Source organism: Arthrobacter sp. zg-Y916, from assembly GCF_020907385.1.
Lineage (GTDB): Bacteria > Actinomycetota > Actinomycetes > Actinomycetales > Micrococcaceae > Arthrobacter_B > Arthrobacter_B caoxuetaonis.
Window position 1 is genome coordinate 626,491 of the sequence record NZ_JAJJOD010000001.1, and the last position, 23,574, is coordinate 650,064.

Sequence of the window (23,574 nt, forward strand, 5' to 3'; positions counted from 1 at the left end):
AACAGCCCCAAGTAGACTTGGATCGGATCAGTTGCGAGAAGCGCGGCTGGTGATTGAAGTCTTCTAACCTTTCTAGGAGGAACCCGTGGCGAAGGCAAAGTTCGAGCGGACTAAGCCGCACGTCAACATCGGCACCATTGGTCACGTTGACCATGGAAAGACGACGTTGACCGCTGCCATTTCGAAGGTGCTTGCTGACAAGTACCCTGATCTGAACGAAAAGCGCGATTTCGCTGCTATCGACTCTGCACCTGAAGAGCGCCAGCGCGGTATCACCATCAACATCTCGCACATCGAGTACCAGACCGAGAAGCGTCACTACGCACACGTTGACGCCCCCGGCCACGCTGACTACATCAAGAACATGATCACCGGCGCAGCTCAGATGGACGGCGCAATCCTCGTGGTTGCCGCTACTGACGGCCCGATGGCTCAGACTCGCGAGCACGTTCTGCTCGCCCGCCAGGTTGGTGTTCCCTACCTGCTGGTCGCACTGAACAAGTCCGACATGGTTGATGACGAAGAACTGCTCGACCTCGTGGAAATGGAAGTTCGCGAACTGCTGAGCTCCCAGGAATTCGACGGCGACAACGCTCCCGTCGTCCGCGTTTCGGGCCTGAAGGCTCTGGAAGGCGATCCGAAGTGGGTTGCTTCCGTTGAAGAGCTGATGGAAGCCGTTGACAACAACGTTCCGGACCCGATCCGCGACAAGGACAAGCCGTTCCTGATGCCGATCGAGGACGTCTTCACGATCACCGGTCGTGGAACCGTTGTTACGGGCCGCGCCGAGCGTGGAACCCTCGCCATCAACTCCGAGGTCGAGATCGTCGGCATCCGCCCGGTCCAGAAGACCACGGTTACCGGTATCGAGATGTTCCACAAGCAGCTTGACGAAGCATGGGCCGGCGAGAACTGTGGCCTGCTGCTCCGCGGCATCAAGCGCGAAGACGTAGAGCGTGGCCAGGTTGTCGTGAAGCCGGGTTCCATCACCCCGCACACCGACTTCGAGGCTAACGTCTACATCCTGTCCAAGGATGAAGGCGGCCGCCACAACCCGTTCTACTCGAACTACCGCCCGCAGTTCTACTTCCGCACCACCGACGTCACGGGTGTCATCACCCTGCCCGAGGGTACGGAAATGGTTATGCCCGGTGACAACACCGAAATGACCGTTGAACTGATCCAGCCGATCGCAATGGAAGAGGGCCTCGGCTTCGCTATCCGCGAAGGCGGCCGCACCGTTGGATCCGGCCGCGTCACCAAGATCATCAAGTAATTTGATCTACTGACGCTCGGACCGTTTGGTTCAGCTTGAAAGGGCCCCGCTGCTACGGCAGCGGGGCCCTTTTGCGTTCCCCGGTCAGTTCCCCTGCCAGGGCCCTGCCGGAGGCCAGTCCTTCGGCAAAGGCCCGCACGGCGTTGAGTCCTGCAGCCGACGCCGCCCCGCCGACGCTCGTGTGCGCTATGCCGGCTGCAGCCAGTTCGCGCGACAGGGAGCTGTTTTTCACCTGTCCCGCGGCGACAATGACGGCGTCCGCCGGGACGAGTTCATCCTGCCCGCCGGACCCCGCAAGGATCAGTCCCCGTGGCGTCACCTCCTTGCAGCTGACTCCGGTCAGCATCGCGACTCCGGCACTGCGCAGTGCCTGCAGCACAGCCCATCGGGTGGAGGGCCCAATGCCTTCTCCGATGCGGCTGCCCCGGCGCAGCAGGGTGATCTGCCGGAAGCGGTGTTCCGCGAGCAGGTGGGCGAGGTCGACGGCGATGCCGCCGGCCCCGACAATGGCCAGCCTGCGGGGGAGGGCGGCGGCCACAGCGAAGGCCTCGTGGTAGTCGTAAACCGGCAGGTACTCGGCTCCCGGCAGGCGGACGGTCCGCGGGAGCACCCCCGTGGCGTCGATGACATGGCTGAAGCCGGAGAGCACCTCCGCGCCGGCAAGGACACCGGTGTGGATCTCAACCCCCAGACGGGGCAGTTCCCGGGAAAAGTAGCGAATGGTCTCGGCGAAATCCGCTTTGCCCGGGACCACGCATGCCAGCCGGAACTGCCCGCCGATTCCGGGTGCGGATTCGAAGAGGTCCACGTGGATACCGGCTTCCGCCAGGGTGGCCGCTGCCTGCAGGCCGGCCGGACCGGCGCCGGCAACTGCGGCACGCGGCGTGCCGGCACTCCTGGTCCGCGGTGGAAAAGACACCGGGAAGGCACGTTCACGTCCGGCGCGCGGGTTGACCAGGCAGGAGACCGGCTCTGTTCCGAGCGATCGGTCGATGCAGGCCTCGTTGCAGGCGATGCAGGTGTTTACCAGGTCAGGCCTTCCAGCGGCTGACTTGGCGATGATGCGGGGATCAGCCAGCAACGGGCGGGCCATCGACACGAAATCGACCATGCGGTCGGCCAGGGCCGCCTCCGCCTGCGCCACCGAGTTAATCCGGTTGGAACCGATCACCGGTACGGTATGCCCGGCACCCGCCAGGTGCTGTCGGATACGGGCTGCCACTGGAAGCCAGGTGCCGTGGGGGACCATGGCCTGCACGGTGGGGATCCGGGATTCGTGCCATCCAATGCCTATGTTCAGGGCATCTGCACCTCCTGAGGCCAGGGCTCCGGCCAGTGACACGTACTCCTCGGGAGGACCGGCGCCGTCGACCAGGTCGTCCCCGGACAGGCGGAAGATGACCGGGAAGCCGGTGCCCACGGCCCCGCGGACTGCCGAGAGGACTGCCAGCGGAAAGGCCTGCCGGCGCAGGGCGTCCCCGCCCCAGGAATCATCGCGCCGGTTCGTTGCGGCCGACGCGAACTGGTTCACCAAGTACCCCTCGGACCCCATGATCTCCACAGCGTCGAAGCCCAATTCCCGGGCCTGGGCCGCAGCAGCAGCGAAAGCGGCAAGCGTGCGGCGGACGTGCTCCTCGTCCATAGCCGCCGGCATGGCCTTGGAATAGGCGGACCAGACCGCGGACGGGGCTGCCGGCTGCAGTCCGTAGGTGCTTTCGAAGGCATAGCGGCCGGCGTGGAAAAGCTGGAGCGCCAGCTTCGCTCCGGCGTTGTGCACCGCTTCCAGTGCTGCGGCGGCAGCTTCCCGGAAAGGTACCTCACCCGCCACCAGATAGGTCGGGCCGCCCGAGCCTTCCCTGTTGACGGCGGCGCCTCCGGTGACGATCAGCCCGGCGCCGCCCGCTGCCCGCTCGGCGTAGAAGGCGGCGAGTGCGGGCGGATCCTGCTCAAAGTTCAGGTGCATGGAGCCCATGATGATCCGGTGCGGCACCTCCAGCGTTCCGATCCTGCCGGGCGCAAAGACATGCGGGAACTGCCGGAATCCTGGGCGCGGGTCATCCGGCATGGCAGTCGCCTACCCGGCCGCTCCGCCGAGGATCTCCCGGGCGATAACGGCCTTCTGGATCTCATTTGTGCCCTCTTCGAACCGCTGCGCCCGGGCGTCGCGGTACACACGTTCAATCGGCTGGGTCTGCCAGTAGCCGATGCCGCCGTGGACCTGCAGGGCCTTGTCCGTGACCCGTCCCAGCATGTCCACTGCGGTCAGCTTCGCCATGGAGGAGAGGGCAGCGGCGGTGGGTTCAGCCGCCTGCCAGGCCGCTGCGGCGGTTAGTGTCAGGGCCTTCGCCGCTGCGATGTCTGCGGCGTTTTCAGCCAGTGAAAAGGCGATGGCCTGCCTGGACGCCAGCGGCTTGCCGAAGGTGGTACGCTGCCGCGCATAGTCCACGGCCAGCTGCTGTGCACGCTGCGCCAGGCCCACACAGCTCATCGCCACCGAAATCCGGCTCGGCGTCAGGAACCCGCCCAGGGCGACGGCCAGTCCGTCTCCTTCGGCGCCGAGCCGGTTCCCGACCGGCACCGGTGCATCGGTGAAGGTGAGGGAGGCGTGGTCGGTGCCGCGGACTCCCATGGTCGCCGAAGTGTCCTCCACCTGGACGCCCGGTGTATTGCGGTCCACCAGGAGCGCCACCGTCCCGTCCCTTCCGGTGCTGCCTTCCAGCCGGGCAAAAAGAAGCCAGTAGTCGCAGCGGACGCCAAAGGTAATCAGGTGCTTGCGTCCGCTGAGGTAATAGGTGTCCCCGTCCCTGCGGACGGAGGAGGTGATGTCCGCTCCGCTGCCGTTCGCGGGTTCTGTCAGGGTAAAGGCGACGACGGTCTCGCCCGCGACTGCGGGGAGAACGAACCGCTGCCGCTGGGCCTCATCGGCAAAAGGATTCATGGCCCGCCAGGTCCCGTTCAGGACGTGGACGATCATCCGCACGGAAGCATGGGAACGGGAGAAGACTTCCATGAGCCCCATCCACTGCACGAAACTCAGGCCCGTGCCGCCCAGATCCCGCGGGGCGGCGAGGGAGAGGAAGCCTTCTTCGCGCAGCTGTTTCCAGAGGTCGTCCGGGACAGTGCCCGTGGCTTCGATTCTTCCGGACCACTCCTCGCCCGGGCCCTGGACCCAGCTGGTAACCCGGTCAAGCAATGCCAGGTAATCGGCTTCCGGGACCGAACTGCCGCGCCCGTCGGCGGTGACGGTGCTGGTCTTGGTGGCGCTGGTGTTCACGAAGGACTCCTGTCTTCGGCGGCACGGTCTTTCCCGGCCAGTTGCCGCGCCTGATCCCGCAGCAGGAATTTTTGTACCTTTCCCACGGGGTTGCGGGGAATCTCGCTGAGCAGTTCAAGCCGTTCCGGCCAATAATGCTTTGCAACCCGGCACCGGTCCAGGTAATCAGTGAGTTCGCGCAGCGTGGGCGGGGTTCCGGCAGGAACCACGAAGGCGCACGCCCGTTCGCCCAGCCGGGGATCCGGCATGGCGGCCAGCGCGACGTCGTCGACCTTCGGGTGCCGGTACAGCAGCTGTTCGATCTCGGCCACCGGGATTTTCTCCCCGCCCCGGTTAATCACGTCCCGTACGCGTCCGGTGATCCGGAGGTAACCGGCGTCGTCCAGTGTTGCCAGGTCACCGGTGCGGTACCAGCCATCGTCCGTGAACGCCTCCTTGGTGAGGTCCGGGCGGTCAAGGTAACCCTCGAACAGTGTGGGGCTGAGGAGTTCAAAGTTCCCTTCCGTTCCTGCGGGCAGCGGGTGGCCGTCGTCGCTGACGATCCGTGCCTGGACCCCGGGCAGCAGCTGCCCGTCAGTTCCCCAGACGAGCGCCGGATCGTCTCCCGGGGTGGAAACGGCACCCAGGCACGTTTCGGTGGTCCCGAAAGCCCCGCAAACCGCGGCGTCCAGCACCCTGGTGGCCCGCTCGGAAAGGTGGCGGGGAACGGCAGCACCTGTGTTGACGAAGATCCGCAGGCTCCGGGGCGCGGGGGAACCGGCTTCTACGGCTTTGACCAGGTCATCCAGGAACGGGGTGGCGGCCTGCACGAAGGTGCCCTGCCAGCCGCGCAGCATGTTCAGGGCCCGGACCGGATCCCAGACGGACTGCAGGATTTGGGGAGTTCCGAGGACAAAGGAGAGCCACATGCCGTAAAGGAAACCGGTCTGGTGGGCCAGGGGAGAGGGAACGAAGATGGCGTCGCCGCCACCGAGTCCCAGCTGGCGAGCTTGCATTGCCGCGGCCCGGGAGAGGGTCGAATGCCGGTGCAGGACGCCTTTGGGTTCTCCGGTGGTTCCCGAGGTAAACAGGAGCTGGGCCGGCGCCTGGGCATCCGGTGCGGCCGCGTCTATGCGTTCGCGGTCCACCGGGGTTTCGGCCAGCTCCTGTTCCCAGCCGTGCCACCTCACGCCCCGTTCCCGCACCGGCAGGGGAGGGGCGGCTGCTCCGATGACCAGGACGTGCCGAACCGCCAGCTCATAGTCGGGATCGCTGCCGGCAGCAAGGATCCCGGAAAGCTCGGCGGCGTAGTGCCGTCCGCGGAACTCCTCGGGAACAACAACGACGGCGGCGCCGGAACGGTGCAGCGCGAACGCGACTTCCCGTTCGCGGAAAATCGGCATGATGGGAGCTGCCACCGCACCGATCCGCAGCGCAGCCACGGTCAAGAGGACGAACTCGCTCCAGTTCGGCAGCTGGAACGCCACCCGGTCTCCGGCACGCACCCCCAGGTCCAGCAGCATTGCCGCGATCCGGTCTGCTCCGGCGTCGAGCTCTGCCCAGGTCAGGTGTCCGGTGTCCTGCGGGCGGCCATCCACCACGGCAGTGCGTGCAGGGCGTTCGGCCGCCCAGCGGCGGACCCAGTCCGGGGCCGTGACCCGGGCAGCTGCCTCGATGTCCAGGGCCGGTGTCCTGCCCTGGCGGGGACGGGTACCGCGGGATGCGGGCCGCCTCGCTGCCTTCCCGTCCTGGACCTGCATGGACAGGCCGAAAGAGTTCATTGCCTTAAGGAACTCCGGGTAGGAAATCCGGTAGGCATTCGGGTAGGTCAGGGTGGACAGTCCCTCGGCGGCCGAGGCCGCGACGGCCAGGGACATCAGCACCCGGTGGTCGTTGAACGAGGAAAGGTCCGCACCGGTCAGCCGGGCTGATCCGCGGACCCGGAGGTCACTGCCGCTGATGCGGACCTCGGCCCCCATGGAATTCAGCTGCAGCATGGCGGCAACCCGGTCTGATTCCTTCAGGCGCACGTGTGCGACATTGCGGAAGATGCTCTCGCCGTCGGCGCCGGCAGCCATGACGGAGAGGATGGGAAGCATGTCCGGGACGGTGCGGCAGTCGATTTCTGCAGGTTGCAGGGACACCCCGTCGTGCCGGACCCGGACCGCGTCATGTGCGGCGTCGTACTTCATGGGCAGCCCCATGGAAGCGGCGACGTCCAGGAAGTCCGCTTCCGGGTGGTCAGCGCCTGCGGACGTGACTGTCTGCAGCCCGTGCAGGAGCAGGTCTGCCGGATGCAGGGCCGCTGCGGCGAGTCCGAAGGCCGCCGACCCAATGTCCGGTGGTATCCGCATATCGGTGGGAACAGCCTGCTGGCCGGGCGGGATTTCGAAGCGGTGCCAGTCCTCGGACACGTCGATCCGCAGTCCGAACCGGCGCATCATCTGCACCGTCAGGTGCAGGTAGGTGCGTTCGTTCAGCGTTCCGTCCACCACCACTGCGGTCGGGCGGGAAGCGAACGGAGCCAGGAGCAGCAGGCCCGAGATCCATTGGGAGAGAGTTCCGGCAATGTGGACCTCGCCGCCGGTAGGCGCTTTGGCCCGCACCTTGATGGGCGGGCAGTCCGTGGGGGAGTCGACGTCGAGCCCCATCTGGCGCAGCGCCGCAAGCAGCGGACCGATAGGGCGCCGCTGGAAGTATTTCTGCCCCGTGACGGTGACATCCTTCGAGCCCAGGGCAGCCAGTCCCACCATGAAGTAAAGGGTGGTGCCGGAACTTCCGGCGGAGATGTCCTGGCGCGCCGGACGGTACGGTCCGCCGTGGACCACGTAGGTGCCGCCGTCGATCTCGATCCGGGTGCCCAGGCGCCGGAGCATTTCCACCGTGTAGTGCACGTGCCGGGCGTCGGTCAGGCCCGTGATCCTGCTGGTGCCCGGCGCCAGGGAAGCCAGGATCAGTGCCCTGTGTGCGTGGTATTTCGAGTTGGGCACCAGGGCTTCGCCACAGATGCGCTGCGCAGTTCCCAGGACCGAAAGGTACATGGCGTCAGAGCCCTTCAAACGGCTGTCCTCGTTCAGGCGGCCACCCCGGAAGGTGACGCTACCAGTTGCGCAGCGGGGCCGGAACAGGGGCGCGGGCAGCGCAGCCCGGGGGAGCGCCCATCCGTCTCAGGGATCCGGTGTTTCTCCACAACCCGCGACACGTGCGCCGCGGGAGTCAGAAGGCCATTTAGGATGGGCAGGTCTTTGACGTCTTTGGAAAGCAGCAGGTCATGGGGGAGTTCTTCTTTTTTCTTGCCGTTGCGGCAGTCGGATTTGCAGTGGGCCGCCTGAGTGCGCGGCGGTCCGCGGGCAGCACATCCGGTAATGCCTACGGATACGGAGAAGTTCTGCCTCATCCTGCACACATCTTCGAGGAGGGCTACCAGGCTGGACGCCGGGATGCCGGGCTGGCGGGTCAGGCCGCCGGCGTTCCGGCCGGCGCTGCTGCTGTCCCTGCTGCTGCCGCAGGAGGTGCTGCGGCTGCTGCTGCTGCCGCCGGTACTGCGGGTGCCGCACCTGCCCGGGAATACCGTACGCAGCCGGAACCTGGTTCCGGGCCAGCCTTCGGCCCTCCTGCTCCCCAGGTTCCCGCGCCGAACCCTGCAGCTTTCTACCCTCCATTTCCCCGGCAGGAGCCCCTGCCGTCCCAACCTGTCATGCCGCTGCCGCCGGTGACCGTACCGCGGCCGGAGGTACCGCAGGCGGAGGCGCAGCGGCCGCTCCAGCCTGAAGCCGCGGGGACGCCGCGCCCGTGGGGAAACGCCCCCGCGGCAGCAGGCGCTGTCCGCCCGCCGGCGCATCCTCCGCAGCCGGTGAAGTCGGAAGCGGAACTTGCCCGCGAGAAGCGCCGCAGGGACCTGCGCAACATCAACATCACCCTCTATGCGGGCAGCCTGCTGCTTGTCGCCGCAGCGTCCCTGTTTATCGGTATTTCGATTCCGGAGCAGGCACGGTTCGCGGGCGTGGTGGCCCTGACGGTGCTCTTCTACGCTGCCGGGCTGGTGGTCCACTCACGGCGGAAGGCCCTGCGCCCTGCCGCTGTCGCGTTTACGGGCACTGGTCTGGCGCTGATACCAGTGGTGGGGCTCGCCCTCTATAACTTCCTCCTGCCGGACGCGGCCCTGGCCTGGCTGGTCACTTCAGTGGTGGGAAGCGCGGCGTTCGCCTACGCCGCAGCGCGGCTGGAAAGCCGTGTGGTGACCTATCTGGCGCTGACCTTCCTGATCTCGACGGCGCTGGCCTCGGGGGCGTCCCTGCGCGCCGGCATCGTCTGGGCTTTCCTCTTCACCGTGCTGCTGGCAACGCTGATCAGCCTGGCTGCGTTCCGCCGTCCGGCCTGGCTGCGGAACATCTACCTGGATGCCTTCGTGCAGGCGCACCGCTATCTGGTGCCCGCGACGGCAGCGGCCGCGGTACTTGTCTGGGCAGAGCTCGGCACGGCAGCCATTGCGGCCCTGTTCCTGGCCTTTGGTGCGTACTACCTGGTGATGTTCCGGCAGGCCCCCCGGTCCCAGGCACTGGCGCACAGTCTTGGAGCGCGTGTGTCAGCGACGGTTGGACTCACTGCGCTCGCAGACACCGTCCTGGACAGTCTGGCGGCGACCCTGCTGGCGGCTGTCTTCCTGCTGGGGGTGCAGGCCGCCGCGCTTTGCGCCGGAACCGGCCGTTACCTCGCAGTTGCGGCCCTGAGCCTTGCACCGGCCCAGGCCACGCCGAAGGAGGAGCCGCGCTCGGCAGGCCTTTCAGAAACCGCACCCGGGGCCGTGCGGGTCTTCCACACCGACCTCCTGGCCGTGCTTGCCCTTCAATTCGCCGCTGCCACGGCAGCGGCCGTGGCCTACGCGGTGGAAGCGCACGAAGGCTCCGGGAACCTCTGGCTCTTTGTGGCCTCAGCGGTCCTGGCCCAGCTCACGCTATTCACGGCAGCATGGAAGCTCCGGAACGCTGCTGAGCCGCTGGCCTCAGCAGCGCTGCTGCTTCCTGTCCTGGCCTGCCTGCTGACCAGCGAGGCGCCGCTGTGGCCGGTCCTGCTGCTGCTCGTTACGCTGACCGGCTACTTTGTCCTTCGTGCGGTACGAGCCCAAGCCGGGACCCGTGCAGCCTTCACGCTGGCAGCACGGACTGCTGCCCTCCCGGCCGTGCCGCTGGCAGTCTTCATCCTGCTGCAATCCAGCGCACCCGGAAGTGCCTGGACCTGGACCCTCGCCGCGGCCTTCCTGGCCGCAGCGCTGAACCAGGCGTGGTCCGTCCTGCTCGGTGTCACCGGCAGGCCGGAAAACTACCCGCAGACGGTCCACGGCCTCTCCGCGGCCGCTGCACTCGCGTTCGCCGCTGCGCTCGCCGTTGAGGCTCCGGCGGAGGGCCTGATGCTTGCGGTCATCTGGGTCACCGTGCTCCTGAATACCGCCTCGTCGCTGCTGCTTGAGCGGACGGGGCGTGCATTGGCCGCACTCTATGCTCCTGCGGGCTTCCTCGCCGGTGCCCTGCTTGGTGCCGGCCAGCTTGGCCTGCGCGGATATGAAGTACTTGCCGCTGCGGCAGTGGTCTACAGTGCCGTCCAGGCACTGTGGGCCGCCCCGCGTCCGCTCCGCGGGTACTACCTGGCCGCAGGGCAGGCGCTCGTCAGCGTTCTGGCCGCGCTCATGGCAGCGGACCTTCGGCTTACGGTGCATGGCGTCTTTGTGACGGTTGCGGTATCCCTGGCCCTCCAGCACCTGGCCAGGACCCTGCTCGGCAAGCGGCTGGACTTCTTCGGAATGGCGCAGGTGCTCACCTGGGGGAGCCTGCTCGCCCTGGCCGCTGTGGCCCCGGCCTACTATCTGCTGCTGGCATCCCAGGCTCAGGCGGAAACCGGCAGTGTCCTGCTCCTGATAGCGGGGGCCAGCGCGGTGATGACGCAGGTCGCCGCATCCCTGCTCCCGAAAACCGATCCGGCATGGAACCGTGCGCCGGTGGCAGCCGCTGCACTGGTCCTGCTGCTGTGTGCGGGAGTTCGCGCCGCAGAGTCCCCGGCGGGGCCTTGGGCCGCAGCCGCGCTGTGGGTCGCCCTTGCTGCCAACCTCGCAACGGCGGCACGGCACCGGCACACGCTGCTCGCCCTCCTGGCCCCGGGCGGATTCCTCGCAGCGGGGGCAGTGGGAGCCGGCGTCCTGGGGCTGCGGGGATATGAGTTCCTCTGCGCCGCCGCGCTCGCCTACTGCGTCGTGATGGTGCTCGACCGGGCCGGCGGTTTCCGCGGCGCGTACCTCGCCGCCGCGCAGGCCCTTGCCCCGCTCCTCGCCGCGCTCATTGCAGCCGATGCGGCAGCGGATTCCCGCGGCGCATTCTTCGCCGTGATGTCCATCGGGGTGGCGGCCGGCCACCTTCTCAGGACGCTGTTCCACTCGCGGGTACGGGACCTGGGCCTTGCGGAACCTGTCCGGTGGAGCGGGCTGGCTGTACAGACGGTCCTTCCGTTCACCTACCTTCTGTCCGGGCGCACGGAACCGGTGACACTGCTCATCATGATCCTTGCCGCCGCTGCCGTGTTCCTGCTGACCCAGCTGGACGCTGCCGTAAGGATCCGGAACGGCCGGGCGCTGCCGTACTGCGCCGAACTGGTCATAGCGGCTGCAGCGGGCGCACTGCTCGCTGTCCCCGCGATCCGGCTGGCCGGCGAGCAGGAGGCCGTCTGGGGCGTTGCCGTGCTCTGGACCGCGCTCGGCATTAATGCAGCGTCCTCACTGCTGCTGCGGCCGGGCCGTTGGGAGGCCCTGGCCGTGGCCGGGTTCGCAGGAGCCGGCATCACGGGCGCAGGCCTGCTGGGACTTCGCGGCTACGAGCTTTTGGTCCTCGCTGCCCTTGGCTACTCGTCCTATCTGGCTGCCCGAAAGGGACATCCGAACAGGGGCCGGTATCTTCTGGCGGTTCAGCTGCTCACCGCGGTTCTGGCGGTTCTGGTGGCTGCCGACGCCGGCGCAAACATCCACGGCCTCTTCGCCTCGGGTGCGGCCGCCGTTGCCACAGCCCAAATTCTTCGGACGGTCCTGGAACCGCGGCTGGCAGGTGTTGGCTTGAGCGCTGCCGCCCTGTGGACGAGCCTCGCCCTTCTCTCCATGGCACCCGTGGGATACGCGGCGCTGCTGGCGGACCGGATGCAGCGGGACGTGGTCTCCGCATTCCTGCTCCTGCTGCTCGTCGTAAGCGTCTCGGGATTCCTCCGCTGCCGCAGGGCAGTAGTGCTGTATCCGGCAGCAGCTGCCCTAGGCGCCCTGCCGCTGGCCCTGACCGAACTCGTGCCTTTCAGCGGCGGGGGAGTGCTGCCGGAGGCACCCCTGTCCATCATGGCTGCCGGCCTGGTGCTGGCAGCCTTCGCCGCCGCCGCCCTTGCCGGTGAAGCCCGGCCGGCCCTGCCCCTGCCGGTCCGGACCGTTCTGCTTGCTTCCGCCGGTGGATTCATCCTCCTCACGGGGCTGGCCGCAGCAGCGGATGAGAGCCTCGCTCTTGGCGGCCTTGCTGCAGCGGCGGCAGCAGCGGGTCTGCTGACGGCGTCCTACACGCGGAACACACCCTGGCTCAGCGCAGGGACGGCTGCGCTCGTCTTTGCCTCTGCCCTTCTGTGTGCCGGAGAATTCGAACGGACTGTCCTTCGTGCGCCGTTTGCGCCGGGCTACGGGGAACTCTGGCCGGCCTGGGGTGCGGCCTTGGCACTGCAGGCTGCCCGGCTCATCATGTCCCTCGCGGAGCAGGTTCCCGGGACGGTACTGCGGCTGCGGATCATGGGCAGCGGCTCCTCGTGGCTGCTGGTTTTGGGCGCGGTTCCTGCCATGGCCGAGTTCAACAGTTCTGCCGCAGCGGGTTCACTGACCCTGCTCGCAGCCCTGGCTCTGGCGGTTCGGGAAGTGCCCGGCGGCCTTCGCGAAGCGGCCACGGAGGCTGCAGTCCTGCCTGCCGCGCTCGCCGTGCAGCGCCTGATTTGGTTTGTCCTGGGCCCGGCGGACCTCTTTTGGTCCCTGCAGTACTGGGCAGCTGTCCTGGCCGGGGTTGCGGCCTGGGAGTTCATCCGCCGCCGGGGGACCAGGGGCACCGCGGTGCTGGGAGCCGCCGCGGTCATCGTCTCCGGCAGCGGCCTGGGCACCGTCAGCTCGGGGGATGCCGGAGAGCAGCTGTGGGCACTTCTTGCCCACGCCGCGCTGCTCGCCTTCGGCCTGCTGGCCAGCCGGAAGCTGTTCACGATCTGGGGCGCAGCCGGAGTGGCCCTTGCAGTGCTCTGGTACCTGCGCGGTTACACATTCCTGCTGCTGGCGCTGCTCGCTGCGGGGCTGATCGGGCTTGCGGTCTGGCGCCTGACGAGGGTGCGTGCAGACCCTGAGGAAAGCCGGGAAAAGGAAGACAGCAGGGCCTGACGCCCCGGTGCCGGCTCCGCTAGGCTCAGGGAATGGAACTTCTGATCTTGCTGGTCATTGCAGCAGCCATCGTCGTCGGCGTGGGCTGGGGGCGCCGCCATTTTTCTTCGGAGATCAACCGGGCGAAGCGGATCCGCCGTGCCAACAGGCAGGACAGGCCCTAGCCGCAGGATTTCGGCGGCCCAGCCCGGCTGGGCTAGACTGAAGGAAAATGACGCGCCATGCGCCGGGTAATTCCGGGACGGTGATGCGTCCATATGCTAGAAGCCAGTCCCTGCCGGCAGCCGCTGATTCGCGTTCTGCCGTTCGATCTGGCAAACTAGAGAAGTTGTTCAAGCGCTTTTGTGCCCGCACGCGCTGAGCAGGCCGCGAAAATCGGCTCTGTGTGCGTGATGAGATTGCGTCCCGGTCAGGATAATGCCTGGCGCAGGGTCGAATCCTTCAGGGGAAAAGCCCATATATAACCCGCCCCCATTCTTGAACGGGTGTTGTCAGTTTCGAATCTGCGACACGCCCGAGCGCGGGGGTCGGAGCCTCGGCAGGTTGAGGAACCCGGAGCTTCCGGATTCAGCTTGTTGGAGGAGCACCGGGGCCGACATGGCCGCCAGGGGCAAAAACTGTACAGAGAGCAATACTCGAAGAAAGAGGCACGACGCCATGGCGGGACAAAAAATCCGCATCCGGCTGAAGTCGTATGACCACGAGGTCATTGACGTATCAGCACGGAAGATCGTTGAGACGGTCACGCGTGCAGGCGCAACGGTAGTAGGCCCCGTGCCGCTGCCCACGGAAAAGAACGTGTACTGCGTTATCCGTTCGCCGCACAAGTACAAGGACAGCCGCGAGCACTTTGAAATGCGCACGCACAAGCGTCTGATCGACATCATTGACCCCACGCCTAAGGCCGTTGACTCGCTGATGCGTCTCGACCTGCCTGCAGACGTGAACATCGAAATCAAGCTGTAGGGGGGAGCAGATACTTATGTCTTCTTCACTTACCCGCCAGGTTAAGGGCCTCCTGGGCACCAAGCTGGGCATGACCCAGGTCTGGGACGAGAACAACAAGCTCATCCCCGTCACCGTGGTCCAGGCTGATTCCAACGTCATCACCCAGCTGCGCAATGCGGACAAGGACGGCTACACCGCCGTTCAGATCGGCTACGGCCAGATCGATCCCCGCAAGGTCACCAAGCCGCTGGCAGGCCACTTCGAAAAGGCAGGCGTTACGCCTCGCCGCCACGTTGTTGAGCTGCGCACCGCTGACGCCGACACCTACGAGCTCGGCCAGGAACTCTCCGTTGAGATGTTCGAAGCCGGCCAGAAGGTCGACGTCGTTGGCACCTCCAAGGGCAAGGGCTTCGCCGGTGTTATGAAGCGTCACGGCTTCCACGGTGTTGGCGCTTCCCACGGTGCTCACAAGAACCACCGCAAGCCCGGCTCGATTGGTGGCGCATCCACCCCCGGCCGCGTCTTCAAGGGTCTTCGGATGGCCGGCCGCATGGGCGCCGTCCGTCACACCACGATGAACCTCACCGTCCACGCCGTGGATGTTGAGAAGTCGCTGCTGCTGATCAAGGGTGCCGTCCCCGGCGCCCGCGGCCAGGTCGTCCTCGTACGCACCGCCGTGAAGGGAGCTTAGTCTCATGGCTAACAAAACCACTGTTGAATTCCCCGCAGCGATCTTCGACGTTCAGACGAACGTACCGCTGCTGCACCAGGTAGTAGTGGCACAGCTTGCCGCTGCCCGCCAGGGCACGCACAAGACGAAGACCCGCGCAGAGGTTAGCGGTGCAGGCCGCAAGCCGTTCAAGCAGAAGGGCACCGGCCGCGCCCGTCAGGGTTCAATCCGTGCTCCTCACATGACCGGTGGCGGCGTTGTCCACGGACCGACGCCCCGCGACTACAGCCAGCGCACCCCCAAGAAGATGATTGCTGCCGCACTTCGCGGAGCACTCTCGGACCGGGCACGCAACGGCCGCATCCACGTGCTGGAATCCCTGGTAGCCGGCGAAACGCCGTCGACCAAGGCAGCACGCGAAGCGCTGCGTTCACTTTCCGACCGCAAGAACATGCTCGTTGTCATCGAGCGCGCCAACGATGTTGCTGCACTTTCCGTGCGTAACCTCACCGCTGTTCACGTGATCTATGTAGATCAGCTGAACACCTACGACGTGCTTGTTGCCGATGACGTGGTCTTCACCAAGGCTGCCTACGACGAGTTCGTTGGCAAGAACACTGTCAAGGAGGACGCCAAGTGAGCGCGACCACCGCTAAGGATCCGCGCGACGTCGTGCTTGCACCCGTCGTCTCGGAAAAGAGCTACGGCCTGATCGACGAAGGTAAGTACACCTTCCTGGTCGACCCCCGCTCGAACAAGACCGAGATCAAGCTGGCCGTGGAGAAGATTTTCTCCGTCAAGGTCGACTCGATCAACACCATCAACCGTGCCGGTAAGCGCAAGCGGACCAAGTTCGGATGGGGACAGCGCAAGAGCACCAAGCGCGCGATTGTCACCCTGAAGGAAGGCACAATCGACATCTTCGGCGGTCCGCTCAGCTAGGGCGGAGACCACTTTAACGAGGAATAAATAATGGGAATCCGTAAATACAAGCCGACTACCCCGGGCCGTCGCGGCTCGAGCGTAGCCGACTTCACCGAAATCACGCGGTCGACGCCGGAAAAGTCTCTGGTTCGCCCGCTGCCCAAAAAGGGCGGCCGTAACAACACCGGCAAGATCACGACCAGGCACAAGGGTGGCGGACACAAGCGCCAGTACCGCCTGATCGACTTCCGCCGGCACGACAAGGACGGCGTCAACGCTCGCGTTGCCGAGATCGAATACGATCCGAACCGTACCGCTCGTATCGCGCTGCTGCACTACGTTGATGGCACCAAGCGTTACATCATTGCGCCGAACAAGCTCAAGCAGGGCGACTTCGTAGAGGCCGGCGCCGGGGCTGACATCAAGCCCGGCAACAACCTGCCGCTGCGCAACATCCCCGTGGGTACCACCATCCACGCAGTTGAACTGCGTCCGGGCGGCGGTGCCAAGATGGCCCGCTCCGCCGGTGCTTCTGTTCAGCTCGTTGCCAAGGAAGGCCGCTTCGCACAGCTGCGTCTGCCCTCCGGTGAAATCCGCAACGTTGACGTGCGCTGCCGCGCAACCGTCGGCGAGGTCGGCAACGCCGAGCAGTCCAACATCAACTGGGGCAAGGCCGGCCGTATGCGCTGGAAGGGCGTTCGCCCGACCGTCCGCGGTGTCGCCATGAACCCGGTTGACCACCCGCACGGTGGTGGTGAAGGCAAGACCTCCGGTGGACGCCACCCGGTCAACCCGAACGGTAAGCGCGAAGGCCGCACCCGCCGCCCCAATAAAGAGAGCGACAAGCTTATTGTGCGTCGCCGTCGTTCCGGCAAGAACAAGCGATAGGAGCCTGGAAACATGCCACGCAGCCTGAAGAAAGGCCCCTTCGTCGACCAGCACCTGTTCCTTAAGGTAGCGGCCGAAAACGAAAAGGGCACCAAGAACGTCATCAAGACGTGGTCCCGCCGTTCGATGATCATCCCCGACATGCTCGGGCACACGATCGCCGTGCACGACGGACGCAAGCACATTCCGGTGTTTGTCACCGAGTCGATGGTCGGGCACAAGCTCGGCGAATTCGCTCTGACGCGGACATTCCGCGGCCATGTGAAGGACGACCGCAAGGGCAAGCGCCGCTAGGCGCTGCTCTTTCGGCAGAAGACGAGAGAAGGAAAGCAATGGAAGCCAAGGCAATTGCGCGTCATATCCGCGTAACGCCTATGAAGGCCCGGCGCGTCGTCAACCTTGTTCGTGGCAAGCAAGCGAATGAGGCTCTGGCAATTCTGAAGTTTGCCCCCCAGGCAGCTTCGGAGCCGGTATTCAAGGTAGTTCAGTCGGCAATGGCCAACGCACGTGTCCTCGCGGACCGCGACGGCGTGGCCTTCGACGAAGGTGACCTCTACATCAGCGAAGCATTCGTTGATGAAGGACCCACCATGAAGCGGTTCCAGCCGCGTGCCCAGGGCCGCGCCTACCGCATCAACAAGCGCACCAGCCACGTCACCGTGGTTGTCGCAACCCCGAAGAACGAGGAGGACCGTTAAGTGGGACAGAAGGTAAACCCGCACGGGTTCCGACTCGGCATCACCACTGATCACGTTTCGCACTGGTTTGCTGACAGCAACAAGCCGGGCCAGCGTTACAAGGACTTTGTCCGCGAGGACATCAAGATCCGTCAGCTCATGTCCACGGGCATGGACCGCGCCGGCATCGCCAAGGTTGAGATCGAGCGCACCCGCGACCGTGTCCGTGTGGATATCCACACTGCACGTCCGGGCATCGTGATCGGCCGCCGCGGCGCCGAAGCAGACCGCATCCGCGGCGAGCTCGAAAAGCTCACCGGCAAGCAGGTTCAGCTGAACATCCTCGAGGTCAAGAACCCCGAGATGGAAGCCCAGCTTGTTGCCCAGGGTGTTGCAGAGCAGCTTTCTTCCCGCGTGGCTTTCCGCCGTGCGATGAAGAAGGCCATCCAGTCCGCACAGCGTGCAGGCGCAAAGGGTATCCGTATCCAGTGCTCCGGCCGTCTGGGCGGCGCTGAAATGAGCCGTTCCGAGTTCTACCGCGAAGGCCGTGTGCCCCTGCACACCCTCCGCGCGAACATCGACTACGGCTTCTTCGAAGCAAAGACCACCTTCGGCCGCATCGGCGTGAAGGTCTGGATCTACAAGGGCGACGTCACCTCCAAGGAACTGGCTGCACAGCAGGCTGCTGCACCGTCCCGCGGACGTTCCAACGACCGTCCGGGCCGCGGCCCGGCCGACCGTGGGGACCGTGGCGGCGACCGTCGTCGTCGTCCCGAGCGTGCCGACAAGGCCGCCGCGCCTGCTGCAGAGGCTCCGGCCGCTGAGGCAGCTGCCCCCGCAGCAGAAGGAGGACAGGCTTAAATGCTTATCCCACGTCGAGTCAAATACCGTAAGCAGCACCACCCGGGTCGTTCCGGCGCTGCAACCGGTGGCACTGCAGTCAGCTTTGGTGAATGGGGTATCCAGGCTCTGACGCCTGCGTACGTCACCAACCGCCAGATTGAAGCTGCCCGTATTGCCATGACGCGCCACATCAAGCGCGGCGGCAAGGTCTGGATCAACATCTATCCTGACCGTCCGCTGACCAAGAAGCCTGCCGAAACCCGCATGGGTTCCGGTAAGGGTTCGCCGGAGTGGTGGGTTGCAAACGTCAAGCCGGGGCGGGTTCTCTTCGAACTCTCCGGTGTTTCCGAAGAGGTAGCTCGCGAGGCCCTGCGCCTGGCGATCCATAAGCTGCCGTTGAAGGCACGCATTGTGCGTCGCGAGGGTGGTGAATAGCAATGGCTATCGGTTCAAAGGAACTTGCAACTGATCAGCTGGACGGGTTCGACAACGAGCGTCTCGTTGAAGAACTTCGCAAGGCTAAGGAGGAGCTGTTCAACCTCCGTTTCCAGTCCGCCACCGGGCAGCTGGAAAACCATGGTCGCCTCCGCGCTGTCAAGCGCGACATCGCCCGCATCTACACGGTGCTGCGTGAGCGCGAGCTGGGAATTCGTCCCGAGCCGGTAGCTCCCGTCGAGGAAGCTGCCCCGGAGAAGAAGAAGTCCAAGAAGAAGGCTGCCGAGTCCGAAGCTCCGGCCGAGGTTGCCGAGGATGATGCCAAATGAGTGAAAACAAGAATGAGGCAGCAGTGACAACTGACGCTAACGGAGCCGATGCCCGCGGGTACCGGAAGACCGCTCGCGGCTACGTGGTCTCGGACAAGATGGATAAGACCATCGTTGTCGAGGTCGAAGACCGCGTGAAGCACGCACTGTACGGCAAGGTTCTTCGCCGCACGTCCAAGCGCAAGGCCCACGATGAGAAGAACGAGGCCGGCATTGGCGACCTCGTGCTGATCACCGAGACCCGGCCGCTCTCCGCTACCAAGCGGTGGCGCCTGGTCGAGGTCATCGAAAAGGCCAAGTAGCCCCAGGCTGCAAGGCAAACAGGCCGGTAGCGTGCCGGATCCCAGCAGCACCAGCTGCTGGGATCCGGCACGCAGACGCCGTCCAAGCGTCAGGGCCCCGGCCGCGTTATCATTCGATTTCGCTTCCGGGGCCCTTTCGCGATAAACTTGAAATCTTGTCTGTGTGGTGCGGAAGCATGTCCTCTTTCAGGACGCTCTTCCTCACCGCCGAATGAGACAAAAGCCCGATAATCTTGTTCAGCATGGTGCTGTGGCTTGCGCTGCAGAGCGGTCCGTAAGGGACCGGTGCTGAGTACCAGTATTACGGGGTCCACCCATATCCGTTCCGCAAGGCTCAGAGTACTGAGAACCGGCGCGACGACAGGAGTAATAAGTGATTCAGCAGGAGTCGCGACTGAAGGTCGCCGACAACACGGGTGCCAAGGAAATCTTGACCATCCGCGTTCTCGGTGGATCCGGCCGTCGCTACGCAGGCATTGGCGACACCATTGTTGCCACCGTCAAGGACGCAATTCCCGGCGGCAACGTCAAGAAGGGCGATGTGGTCAAGGCCGTCATCGTCCGTACCAAGAAGGAACGCCGCCGCCAGGACGGTTCCTACATCAAGTTCGATGAGAACGCTGCAGTGATCTTGAAGAACGACGGCGACCCCCGCGGTACCCGTATCTTCGGCCCTGTTGGCCGCGAACTTCGCGACAAGAAGTTCATGAAGATCATTTCGCTGGCTCCGGAGGTGCTGTAGATCATGGCAAAGATCAAGAAGGGTGACCTGGTTCAGGTCATCACCGGTGCCAAGGCTGAGCGCGGCGGAGACCGCGGCAAGCAGGGCAAGGTTCTGAAGGTTTTCCCGGAGACCAACCGTGTCCTCGTTGAGGGCATCAACCGCGTCACCAAGCACACCAAGGTTGGCCAGTCCTCCCGTGGTTCCAAGACCGGCGGCATCGAGGTTGTTGAAGCCCCGATCCACGTTTCCAACGTGGCCGTCGTGGACCCCGAGACGAAGAAGCCCACCCGCGTTGGCTACCGCACCGAAACCGTCACGAAGGACGGCCGGACCCGCAACGTGCGCATCCGCGTCGCCAAGGGATCTGGGAAGGACCTCTAATGACTGAGACTGTCACCAAGATCGTCCCCCGTCTGAAGAACCGCTACGCAGCGGAAATCAAGCAGACTCTCCAGGACGAGTTCAACTACTCAAACGTCAACCAGGTTCCGCGCCTCGTCAAGGTCGTCGTGAACATGGGTGTTGGAGATGCCGCCAAGGACTCCAAGCTCATTGACGGCGCCGTACGCGACCTGACCGCGATCACCGGCCAGAAGCCGCAGATCACCAAGGCCCGCAAGTCGATCGCACAGTTCAAGCTGCGCGAAGGCATGCCGATTGGCGCGCACGCTACGCTGCGCGGCGACCGCATGTGGGAATTCGTGGACCGCCTGGTCACCCTGGCGCTTCCGCGTATCCGCGACTTCCGCGGCCTGAGCGGCAAGCAGTTCGACGGCAACGGCAACTACACGTTCGGTCTGACCGAGCAGTCGATGTTCCACGAAATCGATCAGGACAAGATCGACCGCGTACGCGGCATGGACATCACCGTGGTTACCACCGCAAAGACCGATGACGAGGGACGCGCGCTGCTGAAGGCGCTCGGCTTCCCGTTCAAATCCGAAGATTAATTACTACGTAAAAGGTCTGTTGCTCACCTCCGGCCCAGCCGTGAGAGCAGCAGAAACCGTTACGAGGGAGGGCTAGAGCCCACATGACAATGACAGATCCTGTCGCAGACATGCTTACGCGTCTGCGCAACGCAAACTCGGCTTACCACGATTCCGTGTCCATGCCGTACAGCAAGCTCAAGGCACGCGTTGCCGACATCCTGAAGGCCGAGGGTTACATCTCGGGCTGGAAGGAAGAAGAGGCTACGGTCGGCAAGACGCTGACCCTGGACCTCAAGTTCGGTCCGAACCGCGAGCGTTCCATCGCCGGCATCCGCCGCATCTCCAAGCCGGGCCTGCGTGTTTACGCAAAGTCCACCAACCTGCCGCGCGTTCTGGGCGGGCTGGGCATCGCCATCCTGTCGACGTCGTCAGGTCTGCTGACCGACCGCCAGGCCGCCAAGAAGGGTGTGGGTGGGGAAGTCCTCGCCTACGTCTGGTAGCAGGGAAGGGAAAGAATAATGTCACGTATTGGACGTCTGCCCATCTCTGTCCCCGCCGGAGTCGACGTTGCCATTGACGGCAACACCGTTTCGGTCAAGGGTTCCAAGGGCGAGCTGAGCCACGTTGTGCCCAGCCCGATCACTGTTTCCCTGGACGAGAACACCATCACCGTCGCCCGCCCCAATGACGAGCGCGAATCCCGTTCCCTCCACGGCCTGACCCGCACCCTGATCTCCAACATGATCACCGGTGTGACCGAAGGCTACAAGAAGGACCTGGAAATCGTAGGCACCGGTTACCGTGTGCAGGCCAAGGGCTCGGACCTCGAGTTCGCCCTGGGCTACAGCCACCCGGTATCCGTGAAGGCTCCGGAGGGCATCACGCTCACCGTTACGGGCCCGACCAAGCTCACCGTTTCCGGCATTGACAAGCAGCAGGTCGGCGAGGTTTCCGCCAACATCCGCAAGCTGCGCAAGCCTGACCCCTACAAGGGCAAGGGCATTCGTTACGCCGGCGAGATTGTCCGCCGCAAGGTCGGAAAGGCTGGTAAGTAATCATGGCCATCAGCATCAATAAGAAGCGCAATTCCAAGAGCAAGTCCGCTTCCCGGAGCCGCCGTCAGCTGCGGATCCGCAAGCGCATTGCCGGCACCGCGGCCCGTCCGCGCCTGGTCGTCAACCGCTCTTCGCGCCACGTGTTCGTCCAGGTTGTCGATGACAGCCGCGGCGTGACCGTTGCATCCGCGTCCACCATGGAAGCAGACCTGCGTTCCATGGAGGGCGACAAGACTGCCAAGTCCAAGCGCGTCGGCGAGCTCGTTGCCGAACGTGCCAAGGCTGCCGGCGTCGAAGCCGTGGTCTTTGACCGCGGCGGCAACCGCTACCACGGCCGCATCGCGGCTGTCGCAGACGGCGCACGCGAAGGTGGGCTGGCACTGTGACCGAGGCAAACAAGGAAAAGGAAAATCAGGTGACTGAAGCTACATCTGCTGAGGCAACTGAGACCAAGGACGCCGCAGCTCCCGCCACTGACGACCGCCGCGGCGGCCGCAAGGGCGAGCAGCGCTCGGACCGTGGAGGCCGCGGAGAACGCGGTGGCCGCGGTGGCCGCGACGGCGGACGCAATGATGACAAGGACAAGTTCATTGAACGCGTCGTTACCATCAACCGCGTCGCCAAGGTGGTCAAGGGTGGTCGTCGCTTCAGCTTCACCGCCCTCGTAGTTGTCGGCGACGGCAACGGCATGGTCGGCGTTGGCTATGGCAAGGCAAAGGAAGTTCCCTCCGCAATCGCGAAGGCCGTTGAAGAAGCCAAGAAGACTTTCTTCCGCGTCCCCCGTATCGGTGGAACCATCCCGCACCTGGTCCAGGGTGAAGCTGCTGCAGGCGTTGTCCTGCTGCGTCCGGCTTCCCCGGGTACCGGCGTTATCGCCGGCGGTCCGGTCCGAGCCATCCTCGAGTGCGCCGGTATCCACGACGTGCTTTCCAAGTCGCTGGGTTCTTCCAACGCGATCAACATCGTGCACGCCACGGTTGCCGCGCTGAAGGGCCTCGAAGAGCCTCAGGCAGTGGCTGCCCGCCGCGGCCTGCCGCTGGACGAAGTTGCTCCCGCAGCGATGATCCGCAACATGCAGAAGGCTGGTGCATGATGAGTACTCCCAAGCGCGTTGCCGTCAGCTCGGCACAGCTGGAAATTACCCAGATTAAGTCCACCATCGGTGGTAAGCAGAATCAGCGCGACACGCTGCGTTCACTCGGCCTGAAGCACATCGGCGACACCGTCGTCCGCAGTGCAGATGCCGTGACCGTTGGCATGATCAACACGGTTCCGCACCTCGTGAAGGTTGAGGAGGCGAAGTAACATGGCTGAAGATAACAAAGCTCTGAAGGTCCACCACCTGCGTCCTGCTCCGGGTGCCAAGACGGCTAAGACCCGTGTTGGCCGCGGTGAAGGTTCCAAGGGTAAGACCGCAGGCCGCGGTACCAAGGGAACGGCTGCCCGTTACCAGGTCAAGGCCGGCTTCGCAGGCGGGCAGCTTCCGCTGCACATGCGCCTGCCAAAGCTGCGCGGCTTCAAGAACCCGTTCAAGGTCGAGTTCCAGGTTGTTAACCTGGACAAGATCTCCGAACTGTTCCCCGAAGGCGGCGAGGTCACCGTTGAGGCCCTCGTAGCCAAGGGCGCCGTTCGCAAGAACCAGCCCGTCAAGGTGCTGGGCACCGGCGACATCACCGTCAAGGTTGATGTGAAGGCCAACGCCTTCTCGGCCAGTGCCGCGGACAAGATCGCTGCAGCGGGCGGAACGACCACGGCGCTCTAAGCACCGTGACCAGCGCACAGGTTTCGCTGACGGGGCCCGGTTTTCCGGGCGCCGTCGGCGGGCTGTGCACTCTGCCACTGATCACTAAGCTCCCGGCAGGCCGAAACCGGCCAGCCGGGGGCTTAGTGTTT

General features: G+C 65.0%; 27 protein-coding genes. 24 read left to right on the forward strand and 3 right to left on the reverse strand.

Annotation, left to right across the window (positions count from 1 at the left end; genetic code table 11):
* The first annotated feature begins 85 nt into the window (after nucleotides 1-85).
* The gene (tuf, locus tag LOC59_RS03030) at nucleotides 86-1,276 is read left to right on the forward strand and encodes an elongation factor Tu (protein WP_104052739.1); all 1,191 of its coding nucleotides are present in this window, start codon (nucleotides 86-88) and stop codon (nucleotides 1,274-1,276) included.
* Between the two features lie 52 nt (nucleotides 1,277-1,328).
* Here tuf and LOC59_RS03035 read toward each other — a convergent pair whose 3' ends face one another.
* From LOC59_RS03035 to aroA, 3 genes are read right to left on the reverse strand one after another with little or no spacing between them, the layout of a single operon-like run.
* Nucleotides 1,329-3,341 carry an oxidoreductase gene (locus LOC59_RS03035; RefSeq protein ID WP_229970545.1) on the reverse strand — a complete coding sequence of 671 codons (2,013 nt, stop codon included), beginning with the start codon at nucleotides 3,339-3,341 and terminating at the stop codon, nucleotides 1,329-1,331.
* 9 nt (nucleotides 3,342-3,350) lie between these two features.
* A complete protein-coding gene (locus LOC59_RS03040) occupies nucleotides 3,351-4,550 on the reverse strand; it encodes an acyl-CoA dehydrogenase family protein (RefSeq protein ID WP_229970564.1) in 1,200 nt (399 codons plus the stop codon).
* On the reverse strand, nucleotides 4,547-7,588 hold the full coding sequence (gene aroA / locus LOC59_RS03045; RefSeq protein ID WP_227915508.1) for a 3-phosphoshikimate 1-carboxyvinyltransferase: 3,042 nt from the start codon (nucleotides 7,586-7,588) through the stop codon (nucleotides 4,547-4,549). Before aroA ends, LOC59_RS03040 begins: the two co-directional genes overlap by 4 nt.
* Nucleotides 7,589-7,894: 306 nt before the next feature.
* Here aroA and LOC59_RS03050 point away from each other — a divergent pair, with 306 nt between their 5' ends.
* The 23 genes from LOC59_RS03050 (at nucleotide 7,895) to rplO (ending at nucleotide 23,443) form a co-directional block, all read left to right on the forward strand.
* Nucleotides 7,895-8,245 carry a hypothetical protein gene (locus tag LOC59_RS03050; protein WP_229970566.1) on the forward strand — a complete coding sequence of 117 codons (351 nt, stop codon included), beginning with the start codon at nucleotides 7,895-7,897 and terminating at the stop codon, nucleotides 8,243-8,245.
* On the forward strand, nucleotides 8,227-12,954 hold the full coding sequence (locus tag LOC59_RS03055) for a hypothetical protein (protein WP_229970567.1): 4,728 nt from the start codon (nucleotides 8,227-8,229) through the stop codon (nucleotides 12,952-12,954). Before LOC59_RS03050 ends, LOC59_RS03055 begins: the two co-directional genes overlap by 19 nt.
* 32 nt (nucleotides 12,955-12,986) lie before the next feature.
* Complete coding sequence (locus tag LOC59_RS16640) at nucleotides 12,987-13,118, forward strand: hypothetical protein (RefSeq protein WP_269437186.1); 132 nt, start codon at nucleotides 12,987-12,989, stop codon at nucleotides 13,116-13,118.
* A gap of 493 nt (nucleotides 13,119-13,611) precedes the next feature.
* Nucleotides 13,612-13,920 (forward strand): 30S ribosomal protein S10, encoded by a 309-nt coding sequence (gene rpsJ / locus LOC59_RS03060; protein ID WP_003803825.1) that lies wholly within the window; start codon nucleotides 13,612-13,614, stop codon nucleotides 13,918-13,920.
* A 16-nt stretch (nucleotides 13,921-13,936) separates the two neighbouring features.
* A complete protein-coding gene (gene rplC, locus LOC59_RS03065) occupies nucleotides 13,937-14,593 on the forward strand; it encodes a 50S ribosomal protein L3 (RefSeq protein WP_227894277.1) in 657 nt (218 codons plus the stop codon).
* Between the two features lie 4 nt (nucleotides 14,594-14,597).
* Entirely contained in the window at nucleotides 14,598-15,212 is a 615-nt protein-coding gene (gene rplD, locus LOC59_RS03070) for a 50S ribosomal protein L4 (RefSeq protein ID WP_227894278.1), read from the forward strand.
* Nucleotides 15,209-15,514, forward strand: a complete 306-nt coding sequence (rplW, locus tag LOC59_RS03075; protein ID WP_055239348.1) for a 50S ribosomal protein L23 — start codon at nucleotides 15,209-15,211, stop codon at nucleotides 15,512-15,514. The genes rplD and rplW overlap by 4 nt, the downstream gene beginning before the upstream one ends.
* A gap of 30 nt (nucleotides 15,515-15,544) precedes the next feature.
* On the forward strand, nucleotides 15,545-16,384 hold the full coding sequence (rplB, locus tag LOC59_RS03080; protein ID WP_227894279.1) for a 50S ribosomal protein L2: 840 nt from the start codon (nucleotides 15,545-15,547) through the stop codon (nucleotides 16,382-16,384).
* Nucleotides 16,385-16,396: 12 nt separating this feature from the next.
* Nucleotides 16,397-16,678 carry a 30S ribosomal protein S19 gene (gene rpsS / locus LOC59_RS03085; RefSeq protein WP_104052734.1) on the forward strand — a complete coding sequence of 94 codons (282 nt, stop codon included), beginning with the start codon at nucleotides 16,397-16,399 and terminating at the stop codon, nucleotides 16,676-16,678.
* A 38-nt stretch (nucleotides 16,679-16,716) separates the two neighbouring features.
* On the forward strand, nucleotides 16,717-17,082 hold the full coding sequence (rplV, locus tag LOC59_RS03090; RefSeq protein ID WP_066295929.1) for a 50S ribosomal protein L22: 366 nt from the start codon (nucleotides 16,717-16,719) through the stop codon (nucleotides 17,080-17,082).
* Nucleotides 17,083-17,922: a 30S ribosomal protein S3 gene (rpsC, locus tag LOC59_RS03095; RefSeq protein WP_227894280.1), complete on the forward strand. Its 840-nt coding sequence runs from the start codon at nucleotides 17,083-17,085 to the stop codon at nucleotides 17,920-17,922.
* Entirely contained in the window at nucleotides 17,923-18,339 is a 417-nt protein-coding gene (rplP, locus tag LOC59_RS03100; RefSeq protein ID WP_055239353.1) for a 50S ribosomal protein L16, read from the forward strand. It abuts the gene before it with no gap.
* Between the two features lie 2 nt (nucleotides 18,340-18,341).
* Nucleotides 18,342-18,668 carry a 50S ribosomal protein L29 gene (gene rpmC / locus LOC59_RS16645; protein WP_269437185.1) on the forward strand — a complete coding sequence of 109 codons (327 nt, stop codon included), beginning with the start codon at nucleotides 18,342-18,344 and terminating at the stop codon, nucleotides 18,666-18,668.
* A complete protein-coding gene (rpsQ, locus tag LOC59_RS03110; RefSeq protein WP_227894281.1) occupies nucleotides 18,665-18,970 on the forward strand; it encodes a 30S ribosomal protein S17 in 306 nt (101 codons plus the stop codon). Before rpmC ends, rpsQ begins: the two co-directional genes overlap by 4 nt.
* A gap of 373 nt (nucleotides 18,971-19,343) precedes the next feature.
* On the forward strand, nucleotides 19,344-19,712 hold the full coding sequence (rplN, locus tag LOC59_RS03115) for a 50S ribosomal protein L14 (protein ID WP_055239356.1): 369 nt from the start codon (nucleotides 19,344-19,346) through the stop codon (nucleotides 19,710-19,712).
* Nucleotides 19,713-19,715: 3 nt separating this feature from the next.
* Nucleotides 19,716-20,075: a 50S ribosomal protein L24 gene (rplX, locus tag LOC59_RS03120; RefSeq protein ID WP_227894282.1), complete on the forward strand. Its 360-nt coding sequence runs from the start codon at nucleotides 19,716-19,718 to the stop codon at nucleotides 20,073-20,075.
* Nucleotides 20,075-20,644: a 50S ribosomal protein L5 gene (gene rplE, locus LOC59_RS03125; RefSeq protein ID WP_227894283.1), complete on the forward strand. Its 570-nt coding sequence runs from the start codon at nucleotides 20,075-20,077 to the stop codon at nucleotides 20,642-20,644. The genes rplX and rplE overlap by 1 nt, the downstream gene beginning before the upstream one ends.
* Nucleotides 20,645-20,727: 83 nt before the next feature.
* A complete protein-coding gene (gene rpsH / locus LOC59_RS03130; protein WP_227894284.1) occupies nucleotides 20,728-21,126 on the forward strand; it encodes a 30S ribosomal protein S8 in 399 nt (132 codons plus the stop codon).
* Between the two features lie 18 nt (nucleotides 21,127-21,144).
* Complete coding sequence (gene rplF, locus LOC59_RS03135) at nucleotides 21,145-21,681, forward strand: 50S ribosomal protein L6 (protein WP_227894285.1); 537 nt, start codon at nucleotides 21,145-21,147, stop codon at nucleotides 21,679-21,681.
* 2 nt (nucleotides 21,682-21,683) lie between these two features.
* Nucleotides 21,684-22,067: a 50S ribosomal protein L18 gene (rplR, locus tag LOC59_RS03140; RefSeq protein WP_227894286.1), complete on the forward strand. Its 384-nt coding sequence runs from the start codon at nucleotides 21,684-21,686 to the stop codon at nucleotides 22,065-22,067.
* 29 nt (nucleotides 22,068-22,096) lie between these two features.
* Entirely contained in the window at nucleotides 22,097-22,774 is a 678-nt protein-coding gene (gene rpsE / locus LOC59_RS03145) for a 30S ribosomal protein S5 (RefSeq protein ID WP_227894289.1), read from the forward strand.
* A complete protein-coding gene (gene rpmD / locus LOC59_RS03150) occupies nucleotides 22,774-22,986 on the forward strand; it encodes a 50S ribosomal protein L30 (RefSeq protein WP_227894583.1) in 213 nt (70 codons plus the stop codon). Before rpsE ends, rpmD begins: the two co-directional genes overlap by 1 nt.
* A 1-nt stretch (nucleotide 22,987) precedes the next feature.
* Nucleotides 22,988-23,443 (forward strand): 50S ribosomal protein L15, encoded by a 456-nt coding sequence (gene rplO, locus LOC59_RS03155; protein ID WP_227894292.1) that lies wholly within the window; start codon nucleotides 22,988-22,990, stop codon nucleotides 23,441-23,443.
* The last annotated feature ends 131 nt before the right edge of the window (nucleotides 23,444-23,574 follow it).

Excerpts from the sequence above, each read along its gene's own strand:
- LOC59_RS16640 (WP_269437186.1), top strand. The coding sequence starts at position 12,987 with ATGGAACTTCTGATCTTGCTGGTCATTGCAGCAGCCATCGTCGTCGGC.
- rplP (WP_055239353.1), top strand. The coding sequence starts at position 17,923 with ATGCTTATCCCACGTCGAGTCAAATACCGTAAGCAGCACCACCCGGGT.
- rpmD (WP_227894583.1), top strand. The coding sequence starts at position 22,774 with ATGAGTACTCCCAAGCGCGTTGCCGTCAGCTCGGCACAGCTGGAAATT.
- rplV (WP_066295929.1), top strand. The coding sequence starts at position 16,717 with ATGGAAGCCAAGGCAATTGCGCGTCATATCCGCGTAACGCCTATGAAG.
- LOC59_RS03050 (WP_229970566.1), top strand. The coding sequence starts at position 7,895 with ATGCCTACGGATACGGAGAAGTTCTGCCTCATCCTGCACACATCTTCG.
- rplO (WP_227894292.1), top strand. The coding sequence starts at position 22,988 with ATGGCTGAAGATAACAAAGCTCTGAAGGTCCACCACCTGCGTCCTGCT.
- rplX (WP_227894282.1), top strand. The coding sequence starts at position 19,716 with ATGGCAAAGATCAAGAAGGGTGACCTGGTTCAGGTCATCACCGGTGCC.
- rpsJ (WP_003803825.1), top strand. The coding sequence starts at position 13,612 with ATGGCGGGACAAAAAATCCGCATCCGGCTGAAGTCGTATGACCACGAG.
- LOC59_RS03035 (WP_229970545.1), bottom strand. The coding sequence starts at position 3,341 with ATGCCGGATGACCCGCGCCCAGGATTCCGGCAGTTCCCGCATGTCTTT.
- rplR (WP_227894286.1), top strand. The coding sequence starts at position 21,684 with ATGGCCATCAGCATCAATAAGAAGCGCAATTCCAAGAGCAAGTCCGCT.
- rpsS (WP_104052734.1), top strand. The coding sequence starts at position 16,397 with ATGCCACGCAGCCTGAAGAAAGGCCCCTTCGTCGACCAGCACCTGTTC.
- rplE (WP_227894283.1), top strand. The coding sequence starts at position 20,075 with ATGACTGAGACTGTCACCAAGATCGTCCCCCGTCTGAAGAACCGCTAC.
- LOC59_RS03055 (WP_229970567.1), top strand. The coding sequence starts at position 8,227 with ATGCCGCTGCCGCCGGTGACCGTACCGCGGCCGGAGGTACCGCAGGCG.
- rpsQ (WP_227894281.1), top strand. The coding sequence starts at position 18,665 with ATGAGTGAAAACAAGAATGAGGCAGCAGTGACAACTGACGCTAACGGA.
- rplF (WP_227894285.1), top strand. The coding sequence starts at position 21,145 with ATGTCACGTATTGGACGTCTGCCCATCTCTGTCCCCGCCGGAGTCGAC.
- rplD (WP_227894278.1), top strand. The coding sequence starts at position 14,598 with ATGGCTAACAAAACCACTGTTGAATTCCCCGCAGCGATCTTCGACGTT.
- rpmC (WP_269437185.1), top strand. The coding sequence starts at position 18,342 with ATGGCTATCGGTTCAAAGGAACTTGCAACTGATCAGCTGGACGGGTTC.
- rpsH (WP_227894284.1), top strand. The coding sequence starts at position 20,728 with ATGACAATGACAGATCCTGTCGCAGACATGCTTACGCGTCTGCGCAAC.
- rplB (WP_227894279.1), top strand. The coding sequence starts at position 15,545 with ATGGGAATCCGTAAATACAAGCCGACTACCCCGGGCCGTCGCGGCTCG.
- rplC (WP_227894277.1), top strand. The coding sequence starts at position 13,937 with ATGTCTTCTTCACTTACCCGCCAGGTTAAGGGCCTCCTGGGCACCAAG.